Origin of the sequence: Microbacterium gorillae (assembly GCF_000826185.2) — a bacterium.
In the GTDB taxonomy this organism is placed as follows: Bacteria; Actinomycetota; Actinomycetes; order Actinomycetales; family Microbacteriaceae; genus Microbacterium; species Microbacterium gorillae.
The window spans coordinates 61,262-80,635 of the sequence record NZ_LN648872.1 but is presented as its reverse complement, the minus strand read 5'-3'; the positions used below and the strand labels follow the sequence as shown (position 1 = coordinate 80,635).

The 19,374-nt window shown below is 69.9% G+C and carries 16 protein-coding genes and 1 pseudogene; 3 read left to right on the top strand and 14 right to left on the bottom strand.

All coding sequences use genetic code 11. The annotated features are described in order from the left end of the window. Window positions 1-16 precede the first annotated feature (16 nt). Window positions 17-436, top strand: coding sequence for a GNAT family N-acetyltransferase (locus BN1193_RS02290; protein ID WP_040163769.1), 420 nt, complete (start codon window positions 17-19; stop codon window positions 434-436). 99 nt (window positions 437-535) lie between these two features. Here the strand turns inward: BN1193_RS02290 and BN1193_RS02285 are convergent, their stop codons facing one another. Further along, window positions 536-1,483 carry a LysR family transcriptional regulator gene (locus BN1193_RS02285; protein ID WP_230206379.1) on the bottom strand — a complete coding sequence of 316 codons (948 nt, stop codon included), beginning with the start codon at window positions 1,481-1,483 and terminating at the stop codon, window positions 536-538. A 72-nt stretch (window positions 1,484-1,555) separates the two neighbouring features. Here BN1193_RS02285 and BN1193_RS02280 point away from each other — a divergent pair, with 72 nt between their 5' ends. Further along, window positions 1,556-2,521, top strand: a complete 966-nt coding sequence (locus BN1193_RS02280) for an EamA family transporter (protein ID WP_230206378.1) — start codon at window positions 1,556-1,558, stop codon at window positions 2,519-2,521. Window positions 2,522-2,643: 122 nt separating this feature from the next. Here the strand turns inward: BN1193_RS02280 and BN1193_RS02275 are convergent, their stop codons facing one another. The 11 genes and pseudogenes from BN1193_RS02275 to BN1193_RS02230 form a co-directional block, all read right to left on the bottom strand. Then, a complete protein-coding gene (locus tag BN1193_RS02275) occupies window positions 2,644-2,982 on the bottom strand; it encodes a hypothetical protein (protein WP_141396606.1) in 339 nt (112 codons plus the stop codon). Continuing rightward, on the bottom strand, window positions 2,969-4,048 hold the full coding sequence (gene prfA, locus BN1193_RS02270; RefSeq protein WP_040163767.1) for a peptide chain release factor 1: 1,080 nt from the start codon (window positions 4,046-4,048) through the stop codon (window positions 2,969-2,971). Before prfA ends, BN1193_RS02275 begins: the two co-directional genes overlap by 14 nt. Before the next feature lie 4 nt (window positions 4,049-4,052). Beyond that, window positions 4,053-5,459 (bottom strand): annotated as a pseudogene (gene rho / locus BN1193_RS02265) (transcription termination factor Rho); the annotation flags it as partial. Between the two features lie 370 nt (window positions 5,460-5,829). Further along, window positions 5,830-6,063: a hypothetical protein gene (locus BN1193_RS18220; RefSeq protein ID WP_040163765.1), complete on the bottom strand. Its 234-nt coding sequence runs from the start codon at window positions 6,061-6,063 to the stop codon at window positions 5,830-5,832. 135 nt (window positions 6,064-6,198) lie between these two features. Beyond that, a complete protein-coding gene (thrB, locus tag BN1193_RS02260) occupies window positions 6,199-7,134 on the bottom strand; it encodes a homoserine kinase (RefSeq protein ID WP_040163763.1) in 936 nt (311 codons plus the stop codon). Further along, window positions 7,131-8,210, bottom strand: coding sequence for a threonine synthase (gene thrC, locus BN1193_RS02255; protein ID WP_040163761.1), 1,080 nt, complete (start codon window positions 8,208-8,210; stop codon window positions 7,131-7,133). Before thrC ends, thrB begins: the two co-directional genes overlap by 4 nt. Before the next feature lies 1 nt (window position 8,211). After that, the gene (locus tag BN1193_RS02250) at window positions 8,212-9,513 is read right to left on the bottom strand and encodes a homoserine dehydrogenase (protein ID WP_040163759.1); all 1,302 of its coding nucleotides are present in this window, start codon (window positions 9,511-9,513) and stop codon (window positions 8,212-8,214) included. After that, window positions 9,510-10,937, bottom strand: a complete 1,428-nt coding sequence (gene lysA, locus BN1193_RS02245) for a diaminopimelate decarboxylase (RefSeq protein WP_040163757.1) — start codon at window positions 10,935-10,937, stop codon at window positions 9,510-9,512. The genes BN1193_RS02250 and lysA overlap by 4 nt, the downstream gene beginning before the upstream one ends. Window positions 10,938-11,071: 134 nt before the next feature. Further along, a complete protein-coding gene (locus BN1193_RS02240) occupies window positions 11,072-11,830 on the bottom strand; it encodes an LmeA family phospholipid-binding protein (RefSeq protein ID WP_052460350.1) in 759 nt (252 codons plus the stop codon). Between the two features lies 1 nt (window position 11,831). Next, window positions 11,832-13,499, bottom strand: coding sequence for an arginine--tRNA ligase (argS, locus tag BN1193_RS02235; RefSeq protein WP_040163756.1), 1,668 nt, complete (start codon window positions 13,497-13,499; stop codon window positions 11,832-11,834). Window positions 13,500-13,506: 7 nt separating this feature from the next. Further along, window positions 13,507-14,481, bottom strand: a complete 975-nt coding sequence (locus tag BN1193_RS02230; RefSeq protein ID WP_052460349.1) for a Dyp-type peroxidase — start codon at window positions 14,479-14,481, stop codon at window positions 13,507-13,509. Between the two features lie 355 nt (window positions 14,482-14,836). Here BN1193_RS02230 and BN1193_RS02225 point away from each other — a divergent pair, with 355 nt between their 5' ends. Continuing rightward, window positions 14,837-16,324, top strand: coding sequence for an HNH endonuclease signature motif containing protein (locus BN1193_RS02225; RefSeq protein WP_195907782.1), 1,488 nt, complete (start codon window positions 14,837-14,839; stop codon window positions 16,322-16,324). A 636-nt stretch (window positions 16,325-16,960) separates the two neighbouring features. Here the strand turns inward: BN1193_RS02225 and BN1193_RS02220 are convergent. Then, window positions 16,961-17,353, bottom strand: a complete 393-nt coding sequence (locus BN1193_RS02220; RefSeq protein ID WP_040163753.1) for an MmcQ/YjbR family DNA-binding protein — start codon at window positions 17,351-17,353, stop codon at window positions 16,961-16,963. A 99-nt stretch (window positions 17,354-17,452) separates the two neighbouring features. Continuing rightward, window positions 17,453-19,339 (bottom strand): dihydroxy-acid dehydratase, encoded by a 1,887-nt coding sequence (gene ilvD, locus BN1193_RS02215; protein WP_040163752.1) that lies wholly within the window; start codon window positions 19,337-19,339, stop codon window positions 17,453-17,455. Window positions 19,340-19,374: the final 35 nt, after the last annotated feature.

The window sequence follows — 19,374 nt, the reverse complement described above, 5'->3', positions numbered from 1 at the left end:
AGGGCAGGATGGACGCATGAGCGCCTTCGAGATCAGCACCGACAAGGATCGTCTGGACCGCGCCCGCGTGCACGATTGGATCAGCAACCGCTCGTACTGGGCGCGCGGACGCACACGGGACGCCCAGGACCGTGCGATCGACGCGTCCCGGTGCTTCGGCGCGTACGCGGCGGACGGGTCACAGGTCGGCTTCGCTCGCGTCGTCACGGACGGCGTGAGCTTCGCGTGGCTGTGCGATGTCTACGTCGCCGACGAAGCCCGCGGCGCCGGCATCGGCAAGCTCCTGGTGGACGCCGTGATCACGGACCTGGACGCACTCGGCGTCCGCCGTTCCCTGCTGATGACCGCGGACGCGCACGGCCTGTACGCGCAGTACGGCTTCGCGACTCCGGAGGACCCGCAGCGCACGATGGTCCGGTTCCGCCCCGGCGCCTGACCCGCGCGCCACCGGTCTGCCGAGAGTGAGAGCGAACTGCCGTCGCTCTCGCCTTCGGCACATCCGTCCACGCGGCAGTGCGGATTCCGCGCAACGCGATCAACGACGCGGGATGGAGGCGATGGTGTCGTCATCGGGCGCCACGGCGCGCGCGGCGAATGCCAGGGCATCGCGAAACGCCTGAACCGCGGGATGCGCGGCACCGCCGGCACGCACCGCGGTGGAGAGCACGCGCTTCGGATTTCCGCTGAGACGCCGGAGCACATACCCCTCGGTCTGGCCGCCGGCCACGAGCCCGGGCACGAACGCCGCCGCGAGACCCGCGCGGGCCAGATGAGCCGGCAGGAGCGGATCCGGGGTGTCGAACGCGATACGCGGCTCGAAGCCGGCCGATCGACACACGCGCCGCGACCACTCGCCCATGACGCTGCCGGCGAGGTCGAGCGCCCAGGGGGCTTCGGCGAGATCCGCCAGAGTCCGCGCGTCGCGGAACGGACCCGACGCCGGCAGAGCCAGGTAGACCGGGTCATGCAACAGGATCCGCGAGTCCACCCCCGGACGCGGCGCCGCCGCGGCGTCCGGATACTCCTCATCGACCATCAGATCGACGTCGTGGCGGAGGAGGTCCGCATACCCCACGCCCACATCACACTGCGAGATCCGCACGCGGAGGTCCGGATGCTCGGCCGCGAGATGCCCGAGGGCCGCGGGTGCGAGGGCGACCACCACGGTCTGGAACGACGCGACGTGAAGCTCTCCGGTCAGTGCGCCGGATGCGCGAGCGAGGTCTCCTTCGGCCCGCTCCAGTGTCTCCAGGATGACGGCGGTGTGACCGACCAGGGTCCGCGCCGCTTCGGTGAGCTTCACGCCGCGGCCGACCCGCTCAAGGAGCACGACACCCGTCTCCTGCTCCAGCGCGGCGAGCTGCTGCGACACGGCGGACGGCGAATAGGCCAGCGACTGCGCGACGCGCGCGATGGTGCCGAGCCGGTTGAGCTCGTACAGCATGCGCAGACGGGGAACGGTGAGCACAGCGCCTCCGATCATGAAGCTGTTCTGATGAATATACGAAAGAAAGGCTCGCTGGACTGCATGATGAGCGCTCCTCACAATGGACTCGTGACCCGCCGCTTCTCCCCCGCCTCGGTTCTCCTGGTGCTCGGTTCCTGCCTCGCCCTGCAGGGCGGTGCCGCCGTGGCGATCACCCTGTTCCCCATCGCCGGGCCGTGGGGCGTGAGTACCCTGCGTCTGGCGATCGCCGGCGTCCTGCTGATGCTGATCACGCGCCCGAAGCTGTCCCGGTGGGACCGCCGTGCCTGGCTCGCCGCCGTGCTGTTCGGCGCGGCGATGGCGGGGATGAACGGGACCTTCTACGCGTCGCTGGACCGCCTGCCGTTGAGCACCGCGGTCGCGATCGAGTTCCTCGGTCCACTGGGACTGGCCGCGGTGCTGTCCCGGCGGGCACGAGACCTGATCTGGATCGCCCTCGCGTTCGCCGGCATGGCGGTGCTCGGTGTGAACAGCGTCCTCAGCGGCGCGCCGCTGGATCCGGTCGGCATCGGATTCACGCTCGTGTCGGCGGCGTTCTGGGCCGCGTACATCCTGGCCGGATCGCACGCCGGACGCGTCGTGCCCGGTAACGGCGCCCTCGCCGTCGGCGTGCTGGTGGCCGCGGTCCTGGTCGCGCCGTTCGGAGCCGCCGGGGTCGGACCCGTCCTCGCCGATCCGCGGTTGCTGCTGCTCGCGCTCGTGACCGCGGTGCTCGGCTCCGTGGTCCCGTACTCGCTCGAGTTCGCGGCGCTGCGCCGCATGCCGCGGGACGTGTTCGGAGTGCTGCTCTCGCTCGAACCGGTTGCCGCTGCGGTTGCCGGGTTCGTCCTCCTCGGCCAGATCGTCGCCCCGGCGCAGTGGGTCACGATCGCCCTGGTGGTCACCGCGTCCGTCGGCATCACCGTCAGCGGCGCACGCCGGACGAGCCCGAGCGCGCAGATCCCCGCCGCCGAACTCCAGGCCATCACCGCGCCGATTCCGCTGGTGGCGACACCACGCCGCCGCCGCATCCCCCGTCTCACACGCACCCGGTGACCGGCGTCGCTCTCACTCTCGACACTTCCATCGCGACGGAAGTGTCAACGTTGGGAGCGACCGTGGGTCGCTCTCACGCGCGACATTTCCAGCGCGTGGGAAGTGCGGAGAGTGGGAGCGACTCAGATGGGGTGGGCGCAGGCGGCGCAGACCTTCACGTCCTCGGGCAGGCGCATGCCCTGACGCCAGCGCGTGGGCAGCGGCGCCCCGCATGCGGCGCAGTGCCACATCCGCCCCACGAGGAACGAGGTCCCGGCGGGCACCAGCGCGATGAGGACCGCGCAGACGACGAGCACCGCGATCAGGGCGGGTGTGCCGGACAGTCCGATCAACGACGCGAGCGTCGCACCGGAGAAGAGCACGGCCAGCAGCGCCACCACGATGACGCCGACGAGCGTCACGGCCGCGCCGATCACGCCGGGGTAGGTGTTCTGCCGCCCGGTCATCTCAGTGCTGGTCACCGATCGCGGCCAGACGTTCCTCCTCGTCCGCGGCGATGCACGAGGCGATGACCGGCTCGAGCGCGCCGTCCATGACCTGATCCAGGTTGTAGGACTTGTACCCGGTGCGGTGATCCGCGATGCGGTTCTCCGGGAAGTTGTAGGTGCGGATGCGCTCCGAACGATCCATGCCACGGATCTGCGACCGGCGGGCGTCGGAGGCCGCCGCGGCGAGTTCCTCCTGCTGGCGCGCGAGCAGCCGAGCGCGCAGCACGCGCATGCCGGCCTCACGGTTCTGCAGCTGGCTCTTCTCGTTCTGCATGGACACCACGATGCCGGTCGGCACGTGCGTGATCCGGACGGCGGAATCCGTCGTGTTCACCGACTGCCCGCCGGGACCGGAGCTCCGGTAGACGTCGATCTTCAGATCGTTCTGATCGATCTGGATCTCCTCGGGCTCGTCCACCTCGGGAAAGACGAGCACGCCGGTGGTCGAGGTGTGGATGCGTCCCTGCGACTCGGTCGCCGGAACCCGCTGCACGCGGTGCACGCCACCCTCGTACTTCAGGTGCGCCCAGACGCCCTGCGCGGGGTCGGACGAGGACCCCTTGATCGCGACCTGGACGTCCTTGTAGCCGCCGAGGTCACTCTCGTTGCGCTCCAACAGCTCGGTCTTCCAGCCCTGGTGCGCGGCGTACTGGGAGTACATCCGGAGCAGGTCGGCGGCGAACAGCGCGCTCTCCGCGCCACCCTCGCCGGCCTTGATCTCCATGATCACATCGCGAGCGTCGTCCGGATCGCGCGGGATCAGCAGGCGCCGGAGCTTCTCCTGCGCGTTCGCGAGGGTCTCCTCCAGTCCCGGGATCTCCGCGGCGAAGGCCTCGTCCTCGCGGGCGAGGTCCCGGGCGGCAGCGAGGTCCTCCCCCGCCGCCGTCCAGTCCTCATGAGCCTTGACGATGCGGCTGAGCTCGGCGTAGCGCCGGTTCACCCGCTTGGCGCGCGCCGCGTCGGCGTGCACCTCCGGGTCACTCAGCTCGCGCTCGACGTCCTTGTGCTCCGCCAGGAGCGCCTGGACCGACTCGAACATCGACTCAGCGGATGTTGTTCTCGTGCGCGTGCGCCGATCCGCCCTGCGGGGCCGGAATCGACTTCTGCATCTGCACGAGGAACTCCACGTTGGAGGAGGTCTCCTTGAGCTTGCCGAGCACGACCTCCAGGGCCTGCTGGGTGTCCAGGCCCGCGAGGGCGCGACGCAGCTTCCAGGTGATCTTGACCTCGTCCGGGCTCAGCAGCATCTCCTCGCGACGGGTGGAGGACGCGTTCACGTCCACCGCCGGGAAGATGCGCTTGTCGGCCAGCTGACGGCTCAGGCGCAGCTCCGAGTTGCCGGTGCCCTTGAACTCCTCGAAGATGACCTCGTCCATCTTGGACCCGGTCTCCACCAGCGCGGTGGCGAGGATGGTCAGCGAGCCGCCGTTCTCGATGTTGCGCGCGGCACCGAAGAAGCGCTTGGGCGGGTACAGCGCGGACGCGTCCACGCCACCGGTGAGCACGCGACCGGAGGTCGGCGCGGAGATGTTGTACGCGCGGGACAGGCGCGTGATCGAGTCCAGCAGCACGACCACGTCGCGGCCGAGCTCCACGAGGCGCTTGGCCCGCTCGATGGCGAGCTCGGCGACCGTGGTGTGGTCCTCGGCGGGACGGTCGAAGGTCGAGGCGATGACCTCACCCTTCACCGTGCGCTGCATGTCGGTGACCTCTTCCGGCCGCTCGTCGACGAGCACGACCATGAGGTGGACCTCGGGGTTGTTCTGCGCGATGGCGTTGGCGATCTGCTGCAGGACGATCGTCTTGCCGGCCTTCGGCGGCGCGACGATGAGGCCGCGCTGGCCCTTGCCGATCGGGGCGACGAGGTCGATGATGCGCTGCGTGAGCTTCTCCGGCGCCGTCTCCATGCGCAGGCGATCCTGCGGGTAGAGCGGGGTGAGCTTGCCGAACTCGACGCGGTTCGCGGCGTCCTCGACGGACAGGCCGTTCACCGAGTCGACCTTCACCAGCGCGTTGTACTTCTGGCGCGTGTTCTGCTCACCCTCGCGCGGCTGCTTGATCGCACCGACGACGGCGTCGCCCTTGCGCAGGTTGTACTTCTTCACCTGGCCGAGCGAGACGTAGACGTCGCTCGTGCCGGCGAGGTAGCCGCTGGTGCGGACGAAGGCGTAGTTGTCCAGCACGTCCAGGATGCCCGCGATCGGGATCAGGACGTCGTCCTCACCGATCTCCGGCTCGAACTCGTCCTGCTGACCGTTGCCGCGGCGCTTGTTGCGCTGGCGACCGCGGCCGTTGCCGGACTCGTCGTCGTCGTTGTTGTTGTTGTTGCGATTCTGCTGGTTGCCGGAGTTCTGCTGCTGGTTGCCGCCCTGCTGCTGGCCGGAACCGCCCTCATTGGCGTTGCGGTTGCGGTTGCGCGACCGGTTGCGCGAGCGGCTGCGACCGGAGCCGCCGTCCTCGCCCTCGCCGGACTCGGCGGGCTGGTCGCCGGAACGGCCGTTGCCGTTCGCCTTCGCGTCGGCGTTCTCGGCGGGCTTGTCGCCGGACTCGGCGTCGGCCGCGGGCTTCTCACCGCGCTTGCCACGGCCACGACCGGAGGCGGGCTTGTCCGCGTTCTCGGCCTTGTCCGCGGACTCGGCCGCAGCCGGCGCGTCCTCGCTCTTGGCCGGGGCGTCGCTCTTCGCGTCCGCCGCGGGTGCGTCGGCGGCGGCCTCGGCCTTCGGCTTGCGGGCGCGCGAGGCGCGGGCCGGCTTCTTCTCAGCCGGCGCGTCGGCGGCGTCCGCGGGCTTGTCAGCCGGCGCCTCGGCCGGCGCTGCCGCCTCAGCCCGCGTCGGCGGCGGCCGCCGTGCGGCGCGGGGCGCGCTTGCGCGGGGCCTTGGGCGCATCAGCGTCCGCGGCGGCCTCCGCCGGCTTGTCGGCGGGCGCGGCGTCAGTGCCGGCCGCAGCCGAAGCGGTGGTCGCACGACGGGGCGCGCGCTTCCGGGCGGGTGCGGCTTCCGCCGCGGGAGCGGCCGCAGCCGCAGGGGTGTTCTCGACGTCGGAGATGGACTCCACGAGTGCTCCTTGAATGAATCGGGATGTCACAACAGCTCTGCGGTCCAGGTCGTCGATACGAGCACGGACCTGATGCGCGGGCATGCGCCCGGCGTTTCGGTGCAGAGGTTTCGCAGAATTGCGAAGGGGGCCAGATCACGCAGGTTGCGCGGAATCCCCCGATATGTCCCTCACTGTACCACCTTTGAAATCGACGGCCAGCAGGTGCGGTTCCCATGTCGCGCCGGGCACGGAGGCCGCCAATTCGGCCGCCGTGTTGCGGCGTCCGGGACCGTCCGCGAGCACGAGAACACTGGGTCCGGCGCCCGAGACGACGGCGGCGAAACCCGCCGCGCGCAACGCCTGGACGAGCGCGATCGTGGCCGGCATCGCCTGGGCGCGGTAGTCCTGGTGCAGCTTGTCCTCGGTGGCCGCGAGCAGCAGCTCGGGGCTCTGCGTGAGCGCGGCGATCAGCAGCGCGGAGCGCGACACGTTGAACACCGCGTCCTCGCGCGGCACCGAGGCCGGCTGCAGGCTGCGGGCGAGCTCGGTGGACATCGTGAAGTCCGGCACGAACACCAGCGGCGAGACGCCGCGGTGCACGAGCAGCTTCTTGTGCATGGGGCCGGCGGGTTCCGTCCACGCGATCGTCAGACCGCCGAACAGCGCCGGGGCGACGTTGTCCGGGTGTCCCTCGAGCTCCGTGGCCAGGCGCAGCAGGTCGCTCTCGCTCATCGCGATGTCGCCCTCGAGCAGGCCCTTCGCGGCGAGGAGGCCCGCCACGACGGCCGCACCGGACGAACCGAGCCCGCGACCGTGCGGGATGACGTTCGTCGCGCGGATGTGCAGACCCGGCAGGCGCCGCCCGAAGGCCTCATAGGCGTAGGCCATCGAGCGCACCACGAGATGGGAGGCATCCCGCGGCACGTCCTCCGCGCCGGCACCGTCGATGTCGATCACGAGCTCGCCCGCGGCGAGCTCGGTCACGGTGAGCTCGTCGTACACGCTCAGTGCCAGGCCGAGCGTGTCGAAGCCCGGACCGAGGTTGGCGCTCGTGGCCGGGACGCGCACCGCGACGGTGCGACCGATCATGACTCGCGCGAGAGCGAGAGGAACGAGGCGACCTCGCTCGTGGAGGCGTCCAGGACGGCGGGCGACACGTCGGTGCCGTCCGGCTGGCGCAGCGCCCACTGCGGGTCCTTCAGGCCGTGGCCGGTGACGGTCAGGACGACCTTCGCGCCCTTGCCGACCACACCCTCCTCGGCCTTCTCCAGCAGACCGGCGACCGAGATCGCGGAGGCCGGCTCGACGAAGATGCCCACCTCGGCGGCGAGGATCTTCTGCGCCGCGAGGATGCGGTCATCGTCGATGGCGCCGAACAGGCCGTCCGTCGCCGCGCGAGCCTCGAGAGCGAGGTCCCAGGACGCCGGGTTGCCGATCCGGATCGCGGTGGCGATCGTGTCCGGGTTCTTCACGACCTCACCGATCACCAGGGGTGCGGAACCGGCCGCCTGGAAACCGAACATGCGCGGGACCTTCGTGGACACGCCGCGCTCGACCTCCTCGCGGTAGCCGCGGGTGTAGGCGGTGTAGTTGCCGGCGTTGCCGACCGGGATGAAGTGGAAATCGGGTGCGTCGCCGAGGACGTCCACGACCTCGTAGGCAGCGGTCTTCTGACCCTCGATGCGGTCCGGGTTGACGGAGTTGACCAGGTGCACCGGGTAGTTGTCCGCCAGCTCGCGGGCGATCTCGAGGCAGTCATCGAAGTTGCCGCGGACCTGGATCAGCTTGCCGCCGTGCGCGACGGCCTGGCTGAGTTTGCCCATCGCGATCTTGCCCTCCGGGACCAGCACCGCGGCGGTGATTCCGGCGTGGGCGGCGTAGGCCGCGGCCGAAGCGGAGGTGTTGCCGGTGGAGGCGCAAACAACGGCCTGCGCGCCGTGCTCGACGGCCCGCGAGAGCGCCACGGTCATGCCGCGGTCCTTGAACGAGCCGGTCGGGTTCATCCCCTCGTACTTCACCCACACGTCCGCGCCGGTGCGGCGGGAGAGCGCCGGGGCCGGAATCAGCGGCGTACCGCCCTCCCCCAGCGTGACGACGGTGGAGGCGTCCGTGACGCCGAGGCGGTCTGCGTACTCGCGGAGCACTCCGCGCCAGAGGTGGGCCATGTCATTCTCCTTCGACGCGCAGGACGCTGGCGACGCGGGTGACGACGTCGCTCGCGGCAAGTCGCTGCGCGGTGCTGCTGAGGTCTTCTTCACGTGCGGTGTGCGTTCCGATGACGAGGCGTGCTGTGCCTGCGCCGTCCACGACGGTCTGTTCGACCGTCGCCACGGAAACGCCGCCGTCGCTGAGGATGCCAGCGACGGTCGCGAGGACACCGGGTTGGTCCGTCACTTCCAGGGTGATCTGGTAGCGGGTGGTCACGGCGCCGATCTCGAGGATCGGCAGGTTGGCGCGCGTCGACTCACCGGTGCCGACGCCGCCGGCGATGTGGCGGCGCGCGGCCGAGACGATGTCGCCGAGCACGGCGGACGCGGTCTGCACGCCGCCGGCACCGGCGCCGTAGAACATCAGCGGACCGGCGGCCTCAGCCTCGACGAACACGGCGTTGTTGGCGCCGTGGACGGAGGCGAGCGGGTGGGTCCGCGGGACGAGGGCCGGGTAGACGCGCACGGAGATGGCGTCGTGGCCGTCGTTCTGCAGCAGTTCGGTGACCGCGACGAGCTTGATCACGAAACCGGCGTGGCGCGCGGACTCGATCATCGCGGCGTCGATGGAGGTGATGCCCTCGCGGTGCACGCTGTCCAGCGGAACGGTGGTGTGGAACGCCAGGCTCGCGAGGATGGCGGCCTTCTGCGCGGCGTCGTACGCCTCCACGTCCGCGGTCGGGTCCGCCTCCGCGTAGCCCAGGCGCTGAGCGTCCGCGAGCACCTCGGCGAAGTCGGCGCCCTCGCTGTCCATCCGGTCCAGGATGTAGTTCGTCGTGCCGTTGACGATGCCCGTGATCCGGGTGACGCGGTCACCGGCGAGCGAGTCGCGCAGCGGACGGATGATCGGAATCGCACCGGCGACGGCGGCCTCATATGACACGGAGGCCCCCACCTGCTCGGCGGCGTCGTAGATCTCGGAGCCGTGCGTGGCCAGTAGCGCCTTGTTGGCGGTGACGATGTCGGCGCCGGAGTTGATGGACTCCAGGATCAGCGAGCGGGCGGGCTCGATGCCGCCGATGAGCTCCACGACGATGTCGGCGCCGTGGATCAGGCTCTCCGCGTCGGTCGTGTACAGCTCCTTCGGGAGGTCGACGTCGCGCGGCGCGTCCAGGTTCCGGACGGCGATGCCGATCAGCTCGAGGTCGGCACCGGCGCGGTCGGCAAGCTCGGCGCGCTGCTCGATGAGCAGGCGGGCCACCTGGGAGCCCACGGCTCCCGCTCCCAGCAGTGCGATGCGCAGACGTCGGTAGTCGATCATGCAGTCCCCTCGCCGGTGAGCACCGGCTCGTCCTTTCCTTCGTCCGAACCCGCGTCGCGTGCGAGCAGGTCCGCGATGGTCTCGCCCCGCACGATCACGCGGGCGGTGCCGTGCGAGACGGCGACGACCGGCGGGCGCGGAACGTGGTTGTAGTTGCTGGACAGCGACGCGCAGTACGCGCCCGTGACCGGAACCGCCAGCAGATCGCCGTCGTGCACGTCGCCGGGCAGGTACTCGTGGTCCACGACGATGTCGCCGGACTCGCAGTGCATGCCCACCACGCGCACCAGCGTCGGTGCGGCGTCGGAGGAGCGTCCGGCCAGGCGCGCGGAGTACTGCGCGCCGTACAGGGCGGGGCGAGCGTTGTCACTCATGCCGCCGTCGACGGCGACGTACGTGCGCGTCCCGGTCTCCTCGGTGGCCTCGACGGTCACCGGCTTGACGGAGCCGACGCGGTACAGCGTGACGCCGGCGGTGCCGCTGATCGCGCGCCCGGGCTCGAAGGCGAGCGCGGGCAGGGCCACCCCGGCCTCGGCGGCGACCTCGGCGACCGCGTCCACGATCGCGTCGGCGAGCTCCGGCAGCTCTGTCGCGTCATCCGCGGCGGTGTAGGCGATGCCGAATCCGCCGCCGAGGTTCAGCAGAGGCAGCGGCTGCCCGCCACCGAGCTGGATCGACAGTTCCAGCACGCGGGCCGCGGACTCGCGGAAGCCGGCGACGCCGAAGATCTGCGACCCGATGTGGCAGTGCAGCCCGACGAGGTTCAGCAGCGGGTACGCCGCGATCTCCGCGGCAAGCGCGGTGGCGTCCTCGAAGGAGAGCCCGAACTTCTGGTCCTCGTGCGCGGTCGCGAGGAAGTCGTGCGTCTCGGCGTGCACGCCGCTGAGGACGCGCAGGACCACATCGACCGGTCCGGTCGCGACCGCGGCGAGGCGGCGCAGCTCGTCGGCATTGTCGACGTTGATGCTCGTGAGGCCGGCATCCAGGGCCTCGCGGAGGGCCGCGGCGGACTTGTTGTTGCCGTGGTAGCCGATACGGGTGGGCTCCACGCCGGCGTGCAGCGCGACGGCGAGCTCGCCCGGGCTGCAGACGTCGACGTTCAGCCCTTCCTCGGTCACCCAGCGGGCGACGGCGGTGGACAGGAACGCCTTGCCCGCGTAGTAGACGCGGGCGGTGGTGCCGTGGCGCTCCGCCGCGGCGGTGAACGCCTCCGCGGCGGCACGAGCGCGATCGCGGACCTCGTCCTCGTCCAGCACGAGAACCGGGGTGCCGAAGGTGTCCGCCAGGCGCTCGGCGTCCAGACCGTTCAGGCGCAGCGAGCCGGAGTCCGCACGCTCGGCACGTGCGGGCCAGACACCGTCCACGAGGGCGTTGGGATCGGTGGGCACACTCAGCCAGTCCGGCGCGAGGCGCGGAGCGGACATGGCTGAGGACAACGTGCTACCAATCGTGGGGGCAAGGAGATGCGCCGCCGTCGAACGAACGCCGCGCGCGGTGAGGCAAGTCTAAAGCACCGGGTGAGCGCGCCCCGCCGCCCATGACGCCGCGCGACGGGCGCTCAGTCGCAGGTTCCGGGCTCCTGCAGAGACGGGTCCGTGGCCATCGCTCCGGCGACGTCCGCCTGCACCCGCAGATGGTCGCCTTCGACGGCGAGGTCGGTCAGAGTGATGCCCGCCGGAATCTGGTCACGCAGGCACACCGTCCACGGTCGCAGCATCGCCTCCCCCGCGCTGCCGAAGCGCTGCGTGATGTCCTCCGCGGTCAGGGCGAGCGATCCGATGCTGATGCCGGCGGGGGTGAGGACCAGGTCACCGTCCGCGACGCTCGGGGTGAGGGTGAGAGACACGCCCAGCTCCAGCCCGAGCACGCTGAACAGCGCGCTCGCCTCCGCAGAGCCGTCGGCGAAGCTCAGCGAGTCTACCGCGGCGACGCCGGAGGGGATCAGCTCCTTCACCTGATCGGCGGTGAGGACCAGCGTCGCGGTCGTGTCGTCGGTCTCGCCGGACATGCGCACGCCGCGTGCCACGGCCGTGACGTCCCCGGTGATGCCGCCGACGGTGACGTCCGTGCCGCTGAGCTGCATCTCAGTGAACGTGCCGGCGATCAGCTGCGGCAGCACGATGCCGTCCACGGTCACGTCGACCTTCTGATCGGCCGGGAGGTCGAGGGCCTCGGCCACCTTCTGCGCCGTGACGTTCTGCACCACCGCGCGTGCGATGAACTCCGCCGCGATGACCAGTGCCACGACGACGATGAGGGCGACGACCGCGACGATCCAGCCGCGACGGCGGGGAGGGGTCGTGGCGGTCGTCGTCATCTCACATCCGTTCCGGAGCGCTGACGCCGAGAAGGTCGAGGCCGTTGCGCAGGACCTGGCCGGTCGCGTCGTTCAGCCAACGGCGGGTGTGGTGCACGGGCTCGATGGCAGCGTCGCCGAGGGGGACGATGCGGCAATTGTCGTACCAGCGGTGGTAGAGGCCGGCCACCTCTTCCAGGTAGCGCGCGACGCGGTGCGGCTCGCGCACCTCGGCCGCGAAGGCGACCACGCGCGGGAACTCCTGGAGGGCGCCGAGCAGCGCCGACTCGGTCTCGTGCGTCAGCGTCTCGGGCGCGAAGACGGACCGGTCGACACCGGCGTCCTCAGCGTTGCGCGCGGCGTTGTGCGTGCGGGCGTGCGCGTACTGGACGTAGAAGACGGGGTTGTCGTTCGTGCGCTTCTTGAGCAGCTCCGGGTCCAGCGACAACGGCGAATCGGCGGGCGAGCGCTCCAGCGAGTACCGCAGGGCGTCGGTCCCGATCCAGTTCATCAGGTCGGCCATCTCGATGATGTTGCCCGCGCGCTTGGACAGGCGCGCCCCGTTCACCGAGACCAGCTGCCCGATGAGGACCTCGATGTTGAAGTTCGGGTCCTCCCCCCCCGCCCCCGCGACCGCCTTCAGGCGGTGGACGTAGCCGTGGTGGTCGGCGCCGAGGAGGTAGATCTTCTTCTCGAAGCCGCGGTCGCTCTTGTTCAGGTAGTACGCGGCGTCCGCGGCGAAGTACGTGTACTCGCCGTTCGAGCGGCGGATGACGCGGTCCTTGTCGTCGCCGAACGTCGTGGTCCGGACCCAGACTGCGCCGTCCTCGTCGAAGACGTGGCCCTGCTCACGCAGGCGGCCGATGGCCTGCTCGATGAGACTCGGCTCGCCGTTCGGCCCGGCCGCGTGCAGCGTCCGCTCCGAGAACCACACGTCGAACGGCACGTTGAACTGCGCCAGGTTCTCCTGGATCTCGCCGAGCTGGAACCCGTACGCGAGGTCCATCGTCGTGCTGAGCTGGTCCTCGTCGGACAGTTCGAGCAGGTCCGGGCGGGCCTCGAGCACGCGGCGACCGAGCACCTGGACGTACTCGCCCGGGTAGCCGCCCTCGGGCGTCGGCTCACCCTTCACCGCCGCGAGCACGGACTGCGCGAAGCGGTCCATCTGCGCGCCGGCGTCGTTGATGTAGTACTCCCGCACCGCGTTCGCACCGGACGCCTGCAGCAGGCGCACGATCGAGTCGCCGAGCGCGGCCCAGCGCGTGTGGCCGATGTGCATCGGTCCGGTCGGGTTCGCGGAGACGAACTCGATGTTGACCGAGCGCCCGGCCTGCGAGTCGTTCGTGCCGTACGCGGTGCCGGTCTCGACGATGAGCTTCGCGAGCTCACCGGCGGTGGCGGCATCCAGGCGGATGTTGATGAAGCCGGGTCCGGCGATCTCGACCGAGGCGATGCCGTCGATGTCGGACGCCGCATCGGCGATCTGCTGCGCGAGCTCGCGCGGGTTCATACCGAGCTTCTTCGCGAGCTTCATCGCGATGTTCGTCGCCCAGTCACCGTGGTCGCGGTTCTTCGGACGCTCCAGCGTCACATCCGCGGCGGTGATTCCGAGGTCTTCGCCCTCTCGTCGCTCGGCCGCGATGGCGGAGACGACGTCGAACAGGGCGGAGGCGAGGGAATCCGGATTCATGATCCTGTCATTCTACCGGGGCAGGCGGCCCTCCTTCAGCGGCGTCGCGGGCGGAGGCAAGGGTCGGTTTCGGGTCCTCCAGGAAGTTCTCCGTCGGCACGAAGAAGTTGGCGCCGGTCAGCGCGGTGGAGAAGTCCAGGATGCGGTCGTGCGTGGCTTCCCCCTGCCCGAGGAACATGTTCCGCAGCATCCGCTCGGTGACGTCGACGTCTGCGGCGTAGCCGATGAAGTAGGTGCCGAAGGTGCCGTCGGCGAGCGACCCGAAGGGCAGGTTGTCCCGGACGATCTTGCGCTGCACCCCGTCATCCTCGATGGTGTTCAACGTCAGATGGGCGTTCGGGGCTTTATCCGCGTCGGCGAACTCCACGTCGCTGAGCTTGGTCCGACCGATCGCAGCCTCCTGCTGCTCGGTTGTCATCCCGTCCCACGCGGAGAGGTCGTGCTCGTACTTCTGCACGATGACGAACGAGGATCCCTGCCACGGTCCGTCCGGAACCAGCACGGCCTCCTCCGCCTCGATGCCGTTCGGGTTCTCAGTCCCGTCGACGAAGCCGAGGAGATCCCGCTCGTCGAAGAAGCGGAAGCCCTGCACCTCGTCTTCCACCCGGACGGCATCACCGAACGCGTTCAGCACCCGGCGCCCGAGCTCGAAGCAGAGGTCCGGTCGGTGGGCACGGATGTGGACGAGCAGGTCACCGGGCGTGGACGGCGCCGTGTGCGCCCCACCGTCGAGCTCACGGAAGGGGTGCAGTCCCGGCGGGCGCGGAGCGTCATACATCCGGTCCCAGGCGTCAGCGCCGATCCCGATCACGGCGATCAGCTGCTGCTCCGGTTCCCGGAACGCGACGGAGCGGATCACGCCTCCGATGTCGGACAGGACGTCCGTGACCGCGGCCTCGTGGCCCTCCTGGATCGTGAGGGTGAGGAACGTGGCGCACCGCGCTGGGGTCGCGATGATGTTCTGTGGGCGAATGCGTGCCATGCGTTCATCCTTCTCCGGCGACGCCCGTTCCGACAGGGGCCTGTCGGGGCTGCTGTCGCCGGGCACGTGGCTGCCGTGATGAAACGCGGTGCGCTGCTCTCGTTTCTGAGGTGGCTGGGTTTCCTGCGGCTTAAGACGATGAGCGGGTGGGCGGGTTCGGTCGTCGGCTCACGTTCCCGAGGTGCTCGAAACGACCCGCGGAGGGACCGCGGGCGGGTGAATTTCCGGCCGCTTGGGCCCCAGAATCCCGTCACGAGGGAGGACGTACTGCACCCCCATCAACGGGTACGGAAAACACTACTGAACTGGCCTTTCCGCCCGTTCCATGAGGGTCAGGGGCGGTAGAATCGGGGGTATGGAAACCTCGATGGAGCAGGCCCGGAAGGTGATGGCGGAAGCCATCGCGACCGTGACCGCCCTGCTCCAGGAGAACCACCTCACGACGGCATCTCGGACGGAGCTGTTGGACTTCGCGATCGATACCGGTGCCCTGCTCCGCACCGCCCAAGCGGCGCTGATCGTGACGACGGCGGAGGCGGAGGAACGCTCCACCGGGGCGGGCCAGGAACGGCTCGACGTGTCCTGCGGGTGTCGGAACGTGAACGAGCTCATGCAACGCACCACCGGTGCCGCCCCCACCACGATCAAAACCTGGTCCCGGCTCGGCAGAATGGTGCGTGAGGATTTGGGGATGACCGGCGAGCGCCGCCCGGCCCGGTTCCCGGCCCTGCGAGACGCACTGCTGTCCGGGAGGATCGGGGCGGACGGGCTCGCCGCCGCCACCGGGCCACTCGACGCGATCCGAGACCGGGTCCCCGCCGATCACCTTGCCCTGGCCGATCAGGCCCTCGCCGAGGCCACGACAACGGAGGATGAGGAGATCGTCCTGCGCGAAGAGAGCGGGGAGTTCGGGGACTGGGGTGCCCTGATCCCGGACGAGAACCCCATCACCGCACAACGCCGGGTGCCGGTGATGACCGACACACTCCGTGTACACGCCGGGGCATGGGCGACCGCCCTCGATCAAGACGGCGCCGAACCCCAAGACGAACGCGCCCGGCAGCTGCGGACCCTGTACTTCGGCACCGCCCAGGACGGGATCGTCCCGGTCCGGGGCAGGCTTCTGCCCGACGTCGCCGCGCAGTTGCAGACCCTCATCGACGCGATCAACAACCCCCACGGGAAAGAGAAGGGCGTCCGATTCCGTGACTCCGGTGAGCCGGCGTTGAACGATGACCGCACCAGCGGGCAACGCGCCCACGACGCCCTCGCCACCGCCCTGACCATCGCCGCGGCCTCCTCCGAGGCCCCCACCATCGGTGGTGCCGCCCCCACCCTCGTCGTCCACGTCACCGAAGACTCCCTCACGACGGGTTCCGGATGGGCGCACGTGACCGGTGCGGACGCGACCGGCACCAACGTCCCCGTCCCCGTCAGCGTCGCGAACCACACCGCATGTGTCGGTGCCGTGCAACGGGTCATCACGGGGACGAACGGGCGGGTGCTGGCGACGACGATCACGGACCGGATCTTCAACGCGACCCAGCGTCGGGCGATCATCGCCCGGGATCACACCTGCATCATCCCGGGATGTCACACCCCGGCCCGCTGGTGCGAGTTCCACCACGTCACCGAATGGCACGATGGTGGTCCGACGAGCATCGACAACGGTGTCTTGCTGTGCTGGAACCACCACCGCTACCTCGACACCAACGGCTGGCACATCCGCATCAAAGACGGGGTACCCGAAGTCCAAGCCCCCGACTGGTACGACCACACCCAAACCTGGCACCCCACGAGGCCACCCGCACCCACCCTCCCGCGAATCCCGGCACGAACATGACCCCCGGAGGAGAAGTCTGCCCACCGTCCGCCGCGCATCTCACGGGGTTTCGTCTCGCTCAGCAATCGGCGGGGGTAGCAGCGACCCCGCCCCCCCTCTGGTCGCTGAGCGAGCGCCAGCGAAACGAAACGGCGCGAGCCGACCCCCCGGACGCACCCCCGAACCACCCCCCCCACGAGGCCCGCGCGCCCCCACCCTCCCGCGAATCCCGGCACGAACATGACCCCCGGAGGAGAAGTCTGCCCACCGTCCGCCGCGCATCTCACGGGGTTTCGTCTCGCTCAGCAATCGGCGGGGTTAGCAGCGACCTCGCCCACCCTCTGGTCGTTGAGCGAGCGCCAGCGAAACGAAACGGCGCGAGCCGACCTCCGGAACGCACCACAGAACCATCCCCGCAACGAGACCCGCGCACCCACCGCTGGTACCTCGACGACTCCCATCAAAAGCAGAAGAATCCGGGAGTCTCAGCAACGTGAGCGGCGCGACGTGTGGCGAGCTCCAGAACGGATCCCCATCCCCGTCCGCAACGAAACCCAGCAGCAGAGCCCCCACCTCTGCCGACGCGCCACGACGGGCATCGAACAGCTTCACGCCCCGTCCCCCGCGAACAGACGCATCATGACAGGACGGATCCGATCACCGGCGGGCGTCCCACTCCCGCACCCGCGTCACCGGCGCGGTCCGCCGGAACGACATGTCCAGGTACTCCTCAACGCGCGGCAGGTTCGACGCATCGAGGTCGATCGCGACCCAGCCGGCGCCGCCGAGATAGGGCGGCACCCAGGCTCCCTCGTCCAACAGCGCGAGACGCTCGTCCGCGTCCGGGAGCACGACGAGGGCCGTGTCGTGCCGGAACCACTCCCCCTCGGCGACCTTCTCTGACCAGCCGTAGTAGGCGAACACCTTCGTCGTGAAGAACGCCGGACGCCCGTGTGAGACCTTCTCGTCCGCCCCCGGAAACGCCAGCGCGACCTCACGCACCCGCCGCAGCACCGGGTCCGCATCATCGAACATGATCGGGTGGCTCACGCCCCCAGTGTGCCCCGAACTCCCTCCGCGAAACACCCAGGCACGTCCGAGACACCCGGCAATGCGCGGGGTTTCGGACGTGCCTGGGTGTTTCGGGCGTCAGGCGGTGACGGTCTGCGGGGACGTCATCCGGTACAGCGCGTCCACGTCGCGGACGGCGCCCTTGTCGGCGCTCGTCGCCATCGCCGCGTACGCACGCAACGCCGCCGAGACCTGACGTTCACGGTCCTTCGGGTGGTAGCCGCCGGTCTCCTCGAGGCGCTCGCGACGAGCGTCCAGCTCGGCGTCGTCCACCAGGATCCGCAACGAGCGGTTCGGGATGTCGATGTGGATCAGGTCGCCGTCCTCGACGAGCGCGATCTCGCCACCGGACGCGGCCTCCGGCGACACGTGACCGATGGACAGACCCGAGGTGCCACCGGAGAAGCGGCCGTCCGTGATGAGCGCGCACTTCTTGCCGAGGCCGACGCCCTTGAGGTACGAGGTCGGGTACAGCATCTCCTGCATTCCCGGACCACCCTTGGGGCCCTCGTAGCGGATGACGACGACGTCGCCCTCCTTGACGGTCTTGTCCAGGATCTTCTGGACGGCTTCCTCCTGCGACTCGCAGACGACCGCCGGACCCTCGAAGACCCAGATCGACTCGTCCACACCGGCGGTCTTCACGACCGAACCGTGGCGGGCGATGTTGCCGTGCAGCACCGCGAGGCCGCCGTCCTTCGAGTACGCGTGCTCGACCGAGCGGATGCAACCGCCCTCGGCGTCGGTGTCCAGCGAGGTCCACACGTTGGACTGCGAGAACGCGGTCGACGAACGCTGACCGCCGGGCGCCGCGTGCCACAGGTCCTGGGCCTCAGCCGTGGCCTTGCCGCCGCGGATGTCCCAGTCCTCCAGCCACTGCTTCATCGACGTGGAGTGGATGGTGTTGAGGTTCTCGTGCAGCAGACCGCCGCGGTAGAGCTCGCCGAGGAGGGCCGGGATGCCACCGGCACGGTGGACGTCCTCCATGTAGTACATCTTGTCGTAGGCCGGGTTCGGGGCGACCTTCGCCAGGCACGGAACCTGCCGCGAGCGCGCGTCGATGTCGTGCAGGTCGTAGTCGACGCCCGCCTCACGGGCCGCGGCGAGCAGGTGCAGGATCGTGTTGGTCGAGCCGCCCATGGCGACATCGAGCGCCATGGCGTTGTCGAACGCCTCGTGCGTGGCGATCGAGCGCGGCAGGACCGACTCATCGTCGTTCTCGTAGTAGCGCTTGGCGAGGTCCACGACCGTGGCGCCGGCCTTCTCGTACAGCGCCTTGCGGGCGGTGTGCGTGGCCAGGACCGAACCGTTGCCCGGCAGCGAGAGGCCGATGGCTTCGGTCAGGCAGTTCATCGAGTTCGCGGTGAACATTCCCGAGCAGGATCCGCACGTCGGACAGGCGTTCTCCTCGATGAGCTGGATGTCCGCGTCCGAGATCGTCGCGTCCACGGCGTCAGAGATCGCGTTGACGAGGTCGAGCGAGCGCACCGATCCGTCCGTCAGCGTGACGCGACCGGCCTCCATCGGACCACCGGAGACGAACACGGTCGGGATGTTCAGGCGCAACGCCGCCATGAGCATGCCCGGCGTGATCTTGTCGCAGTTGGAGATGCACACGAGGGCGTCCGCGCAGTGCGCGTTGACCATGTACTCCACCGAGTCGGCGATGAGGTCGCGCGAGGGCAGCGAGTAGAGCATGCCGCCGTGACCCATCGCGATGCCGTCGTCGACGGCGATCGTGTTGAACTCGCGCGCGACGGCACCGGCCTCATGGATCGCCTCGGAGACGATCCGCCCGACGGGCTGCAGGTGCGTGTGCCCGGGGACGAACTCGGTGAATGAGTTCGCGACCGCGATGATCGGCTTGCCGATGTCGGAGTTGGCGACACCGGATGCGCGAAGCAGCGCGCGGGCGCCCGCCATGTTGCGGCCATGGGTGACGGTACGAGAGCGAAGGGTCGGCATGAATCAAGTATGGACGGATGCCCGCCGCGCCGCCG